This is a genomic window from Capnocytophaga leadbetteri, assembly GCF_003054025.1.
Lineage (GTDB): Bacteria > Bacteroidota > Bacteroidia > Flavobacteriales > Flavobacteriaceae > Capnocytophaga > Capnocytophaga leadbetteri.
Genome location: NZ_QBKG01000022.1, coordinates 24,941 through 31,361, shown reverse-complemented (window position 1 = coordinate 31,361; position 6,421 = coordinate 24,941). Strand labels below are relative to the sequence as shown.

At 38.5% G+C, this 6,421-nt stretch carries 4 protein-coding genes; all 4 read right to left on the bottom strand.

The window, feature by feature from the left end:
- Window positions 1-145 precede the first annotated feature (145 nt).
- A complete protein-coding gene (locus tag C8P65_RS11300) occupies window positions 146-1,087 on the bottom strand; it encodes a DUF4421 family protein (RefSeq protein WP_095912896.1) in 942 nt (313 codons plus the stop codon).
- The gene (locus C8P65_RS11295) at window positions 1,087-2,478 is read right to left on the bottom strand and encodes a type III PLP-dependent enzyme domain-containing protein (protein WP_009392152.1); all 1,392 of its coding nucleotides are present in this window, start codon (window positions 2,476-2,478) and stop codon (window positions 1,087-1,089) included. Before C8P65_RS11295 ends, C8P65_RS11300 begins: the two co-directional genes overlap by 1 nt.
- A gap of 336 nt (window positions 2,479-2,814) precedes the next feature.
- Window positions 2,815-4,020 carry an acetate/propionate family kinase gene (locus C8P65_RS11290; protein ID WP_107782884.1) on the bottom strand — a complete coding sequence of 402 codons (1,206 nt, stop codon included), beginning with the start codon at window positions 4,018-4,020 and terminating at the stop codon, window positions 2,815-2,817.
- A 96-nt stretch (window positions 4,021-4,116) separates the two neighbouring features.
- Window positions 4,117-6,192 carry a phosphate acetyltransferase gene (gene pta / locus C8P65_RS11285; RefSeq protein WP_107782883.1) on the bottom strand — a complete coding sequence of 692 codons (2,076 nt, stop codon included), beginning with the start codon at window positions 6,190-6,192 and terminating at the stop codon, window positions 4,117-4,119.
- Window positions 6,193-6,421 lie beyond the last annotated feature (229 nt).

Below are 6,421 nucleotides of genomic sequence, written 5' to 3'. Positions count from 1 at the left end.
TAGTGGATACTCATCTATACTGATGTAGTAAAGGAGTTCTTGCTTACAATACTTAACTTAAAAAATGAAAAACATAAATTAAACTGACAAAATAACTGTAAACCATTTTTAGGACGTGACACTATTAGAAAATTGTAATAAAGGGTTACATACCCAAAAGTCTTGTTACTTTATTGTTATAACCTGATTTGATGCCGAATTGCCTTATATAACTTATTTTGAAAGTACTTGTATTGATACCTAATAATTCGTTATCTTTGAAGAAAAGACGTTTATTATTATGCAGTATAGAAAAGTCTGCTGTCCAGCGAGCTCTGCTATAGCTTATACCTCCATCTACGCGGTAGTTAAAGTAATTATTTACTTTCATTTGGCTTAAACGATCAGCATCGCCACCGAGGTAAAAGCCTAACCCCATTAGCATTCGCAGGGTAAGGTGAGGATACAATTCAATTGTACTTACTGCCCCTCCACTTATACCAGCTTGTATATGTCTGAAAGTATCGTTTTTCTCAGGGGTAATGAGTGGCATTATCACCTTATGGTAGTAAGCTCCTCCGCCTAAATACCAACTAAAAGATGGAGTAAGCAAACTGCCATCAGAAGCAAATATATTCTTCAATGATTTTTCTTCCCAATTTGTAAAGTATAGCATTTCAGCCCCAACTTGCTGTATGCGGGTATCCTCTAATAGCTGAACTTTCCCCTTATGTCGATAGTAAAAACCTTTATAACTTTGGTAATAGAGGTCTAACAGATACTTTTCACTGAAGAAAGAGTGAAGCTGAAAGTCAAAATACTGGGTTTTGCCATAAGTATGTTCATTGCGTAGAGGCATTATACTTTTAGCGTAATCAATGCTTATATAGGTGTTATAAATGCCTAAGCCTATACCAGCTGTTAGGGGATAGTTGGGCAACACCGATTTGTTGCCCAAAATCTCATTACGAGGACTATCTTCTACATCTACCGAAAGGTAATTGATACTCAGCGAAGGCTTTAACCACATTTGGTAATGGCGACTCTTCTCTGTATCTTGCGCTTGTAGTACCCCTATTGATAAAAGGAATAATGCTATATACTTCATTAGTAGCCCAATATCTTCAGCATATCCTCAGCTTTTTGTTGCTCCATAAAGAGGCGAGAGGTAATTTTACCGTCTTTATCTTTATCGATAAGCACTATTTTAGGCTGCGGTATAAGGCAGTGTTGTAGTCCACCAACCCCACCTATACTATCTTGATAAGCTCCGGTATTGAAGAAACCAATGTATAGTGGTTTGTTTTTGTTATACTTAGGTAGGTAGATGGCGTTCATATTCTGTTCGCTGTTGTAATAGTCATCGCCATCGCAGGTAAGACCACCTAATAATACGCGTTCGTACTCATCATTCCAACGGTTGATAGGTAATAATACAAAGCGCTTGTTTATTGCCCAAGAGTCGGGTAGGGTAGTGATGAATGACGAGTTAATCATATCCCATTTTTCCCGGTCATTTTGTTGCTTTTGGTACATAATCTCATAGATAGCTCCTCCTGCCTCACCTACTGTGAAACTTCCGAACTCAGTAAAGATATTAGGTACCGGTACTTTCTCTTGGTCGCAAGTGATTTTTATTTGGCGAATAATTTCATCTACCATATAGGCGTAATCGTACTCAAAAGCTAACGAACTTTTGATAGGGAACCCGCCGCCAATATTGAGGCTATCAAGTTCTGGAGCAACTTTTTTAAGCTGTATATATACGCGTAGACACTTCAGCAACTCATTCCAATAATAGGCATTGTCTTTGATACCTGTATTGATAAAGAAGTGCAACATTTTTAGCCGCACTTTAGGATTGTCTTTAATTTCGCGATTGTAGAAAGGAAGTATATTTTTATAGCCAATACCCAAACGACTGGTATAAAACTCAGAGCGAGGGTCTTCTTCTGAAGCAATGCGAATACCGATGCTGTATTTGTCTTTTATTTTCTCTTCAAACAGATTGATTTCTTCGTAATTATCAATAATTGGGATACAGTTGTGATACCCGCGATTGATAAGGTCTGCAATACCATCAATGTAGGCATCGCGTTTGAAACCATTGCAGAGTATGTGACTTTCTTTATTGATGAGTCCTTCGCTGATAAGGTTATTGATGATATTGATATCGAAAGCTGAAGAGGTTTCCATATGAATATCATTCTTTAGCGCCTCTACCATCACGTGTTTGAAATGTGAACTTTTAGTGCAATAGCAATAGTTATACTCACCTTTGTATTTATGTTTTTTGATGGCTTTTTCGAACCACTTTTTAGCACGCTGTATGTTCTCTGAAATCTTTGGTAAGTACATAAATTTCAGAGGGGCACCATATTGGCGAACTAACTCCATTAGGTCGATATTGTGAAAGCGAAGTTCATCGCCATCTAAGGTAAATTCATCTTGAGGGAAGTAATAGGTTTGGTCAATTAGGTCGATATATTTATTTTTCATTTGAACTCAGTATACTTGTTAATTATTAGTTATTAAATTTAAAAGGAAACAAATAATCAATCTGGTTCAAATACGCAGAGGTGAAAGGCTTTTAGCCTTGAACTTACTTTGCAAGGAATGAGTACGTGCAGAGTGAAAATAACTTAAAAATAAGATGTTCATTTTAGACAACTAAGGTTTTAGCAATTAAATTATTTTATAGTTCAGCGATAGTACGTTACTACCCGCGTGCAAAATTAAATATTATTTTTGAATTACAATATATATTGCATAAAAAAACTTTGCCAAAGGTAATAATTCCTTTGGCAAAGTTACTAAAAAAGTAATTTTTAAGAGTTATTTTACTAAATCTACAATCTCATTTACTATTTGCAATTCTTCATTAGTAGGGATGATGAGAATCTTTACACGACTGTCAGCAGCTTGTATCTCTACTGGTTTGGTAGGGTGATTGAGCTCTTCGTTCTTCTTTTCATCGAGTTTGATGCCAAAGAAATCTAAGTGTTTGCAAGCAAATGAACGAGTAAGCGTATCGTTTTCGCCTAAACCTGCAGTAAATACAATGCTGTCTAAACCATTAAGAGCAGCGGTGTAAGCCCCTATAAACTTCTGAATACGGTAGCCGTACATCTCGTAGCAAAGGGCAGCATTAGCATCGCCTTTGTGGTATAGTGCTGCTACATCGCGAGCATCAGAATGACCTGTAAGCCCAAGCATACCACTCTTCTTGTTAAATAACGTTTTTACTTCTTCATAGTTCATACCTAACTCTTGCCCCAAGAAGAACGCTACAGAGGCGTCTATTTGTCCGGTACGTGTACCCATAATAAGTCCGTCGAGAGGGGTAAGCCCCATAGAAGTATCTACGCATTTACCTTCCTCATTTACAGCCGCCATACTTGCTCCATTTCCTAAGTGAATGGTGATGTTTTTGATGTGCGGATTATTGAGGTATTTACGCGCTTGAGCATCTACATATTTATGGCTGGTGCCATGGAATCCGTAAGCACGCAATCCGTATTTTTCGTAGTACTCGTTAGGAATAGCATAGCGGAATGCTTTAGCTGGCATTGTTTGGTGGAAAGCGGTATCAAACACTGCTACGTGGGTAGCTTTGTCAAAAAGTTTTTGAGCTACACGTATGCCTTCTAAGTGACCAGGGTTGTGCAAAGGTGAAAGAGGAATGAGGCGTTTGATTTCGGCTACTACCTCATCAGTAATTACGGTAGGTTGTACAAACTTCTCACCTCCGTGTACTACGCGGTGTCCTACCCCTTTGATGTCGCTAGGGTTTTCGATAACGCCTACTTCGGGGTCAGTAAGAAGGTCTGCAACTAAGTTCATACCTACCTCGTGAGTAGGGATAGGTTGCTCTTTTTTTACTTCAACCTCTTTGCCGTTTTTCACAGCTACATATTTCACGTAGCTACCGTCTATATTAATACGGTCTACGATACCTTTAGCTTTTGATTCTCCTGTTTTAGAATCAATTAGTTGATATTTGAGAGATGAACTCCCTGAATTAATGATTAATATTTCCATTTTAGTTCTTAGTGTTTCGTTAGTCTTTAGTTGTTAGTCTTTAGTCGCTAGTAAGTAACTCTATTCTAACGACTAAAGACTAATAATAACTAAATATTAAAATTCAGATTGTATAGCAGTGATAAGTACAGTGTTGTAAATATCAGGGATGAGAGCCCCACGACTTAGGTCGTTTACAGGTTTCTTCAATCCTTGTAGCATAGGGCCTATAGCTAAACCACCAGTTTCGCGCTGTACAGCTTTATAGGTGTTGTTACCAGTATTGAGGTCTGGGAAAATAAGTACATTGGCTTGTCCTGCTACAAGTGAATTAGGCATTTTTTGTTTACCTACTTTAGGATCTACGGCAGCGTCATACTGTATAGGTCCTTCTACGAGTAGGTCAGGGCGGCGTTCTTTTACAAGAGCTGTTGCTTCACGTACCTTATCTACATCAGCACCACTACCAGAGTTACCAGAAGAATAAGAAAGTAGGGCTACCTTAGGCTCGATACCGAAAGCGATAGCAGAATCGGCAGAGCTGATAGCGATGTCAGCCAATTGCTCAGCAGTAGGGTTAGGCACTACCGCACAGTCGCCGTATACTAATACACGGTCGTGTAAGAGCATAAAGAATACTGATGAAACGGTGTTTACCCCAGGTTTAGTTTTTACGAATTGCAATGACGGACGAATAGTGTGGGCTGTAGTGTTTACGGCTCCTGATACCATACCGTCAGCATCACCTAAGAATACCATCATTGTACCGAAGTAAGAGGCATCGAGCATTAGGTCTTTAGCTTGTGAAAGTTCAAGACCTTTGCTTTTGCGCAATTCGTATAGTTTTTCAGCGTAGGCTTCGTATTTATCACTTTCAGCAGGATTGATGATGTTTATGCGTTCTTCGTTCCATTTTAAGCCCAAAATGTTCTTAGCACGGGTTTTGATAGCTTCAGGTTCGCCCAAGATAGTGAGGTAAACCAATTCGTCTTCAGCCAATTGAGAAGCCGCAGTAAGAATACGGTCGTCAGTACCCTCAGGGAGCACGATGCGTTTTTGTCCGGCACGTGCTTTTTGCACCATATTATATTGGAACATACGAGGGGTAATAGTTTCTGATTTGAAAGAAGCAATGCTGCTGTTTAGCTTGTCGGCATCTACATTTTCGTCGAATAACTGAAGAAGCATTTTTACCTTTTCAGTATTTTCGGGGTAAATGTGAGCTTGAGTATTACCGATGATGTTAGCCGTTTCGAAAGTATCAGTTTTAGCTACCATTATAGGAATATTTTTTTGGATACCATCAAAAATCTTACTCATTGAAGGGTTAAGAGTTAGGTCGCCGTAAAGTACTACCCCTTTGATGTTAGAGAAGTTAGAATAGTTGGCTACCAAAGAGCCTGCAATAAGGTCGATACGGTCGATAGGAAGTATAGCAAGAGTATCTTCGTGTAGTTTAGCCAAATAGTTAGACAGCTGCATAGCTCCTACCATAGTATGTTTGGTAGTAACATCAATATTATCGCCTTTGTAAAGGAATTCAGCTTTTAGGGCATTGGCTATCTCGCGGATAGTAGGGCGAGAAAGCTCTTCTTTGCGCGGAATGATAGTAAAGGTAGTGTCTTTGAAACGTTGTTCTAAACGGCTGATAGTAGCTGCAGTAGCGTTAGTAGCCTTATTTACAAACACGCTAAGAACGCGTACATCTTTTTCTATAAAATTGTTTAGAGCGGCTTGTACTTGGTTGGCAAGTTCGTCTTCTGAAGTGAAGTTGTCTTTGAGTACAACTAATGCATGGATGTTAAGGCTTTGCGCTACAGAGGCGTTGAAGTTTACATCGAAGTAGCTATCATCTACAGCGCTTGAGCTATCAACCAATACAAAGTCGAATTTGCTTTCTAAGGCTTTGTATTTTTTGATGATGGTGTCGTACACTTCGCCTATATTGCCTTCGTTTTTAAGAGCAATAACCTCTTGGCGAGTATAAGCATACGCTTCATCATAACTCATATCAAGCTTAAAGTGCTCTAAAACGGTTTCGATGAAAGTATCTTTTTTAGATTTACTTTCGATGATAGGGCGGAAGTACCCCACCTTGGCAGTATTGCGCATAATCATCTGCAATACCCCCAGCGTTACTACTGACTTACCACTGTGGGCATTGGCAGCAATAATATAAACTGACTTGTTCATCTTTTATATAAAATTAACTATTTTAGTGTTTTACAGTATTGGTGGCAAAGATACGAAACAATTATTAATTGACAAGAAATAAATAGATTTTTTTTCAGCGATGGTTAATAGATTAATACTTTATAAGTAAACATTCTATAAGCTTCTAATTTATCTAACTTGTTCTACCTTTTAATAGATATACAAACGATATAGGAACGATACAGGAACGATACAGGAACGATACAGG

Excerpts from the sequence above, each read along its gene's own strand:
- C8P65_RS11290 (WP_107782884.1), bottom strand. The coding sequence starts at position 4,020 with ATGGAAATATTAATCATTAATTCAGGGAGTTCATCTCTCAAATATCAA.
- pta (WP_107782883.1), bottom strand. The coding sequence starts at position 6,192 with ATGAACAAGTCAGTTTATATTATTGCTGCCAATGCCCACAGTGGTAAG.
- C8P65_RS11295 (WP_009392152.1), bottom strand. The coding sequence starts at position 2,478 with ATGAAAAATAAATATATCGACCTAATTGACCAAACCTATTACTTCCCT.
- C8P65_RS11300 (WP_095912896.1), bottom strand. The coding sequence starts at position 1,087 with ATGAAGTATATAGCATTATTCCTTTTATCAATAGGGGTACTACAAGCG.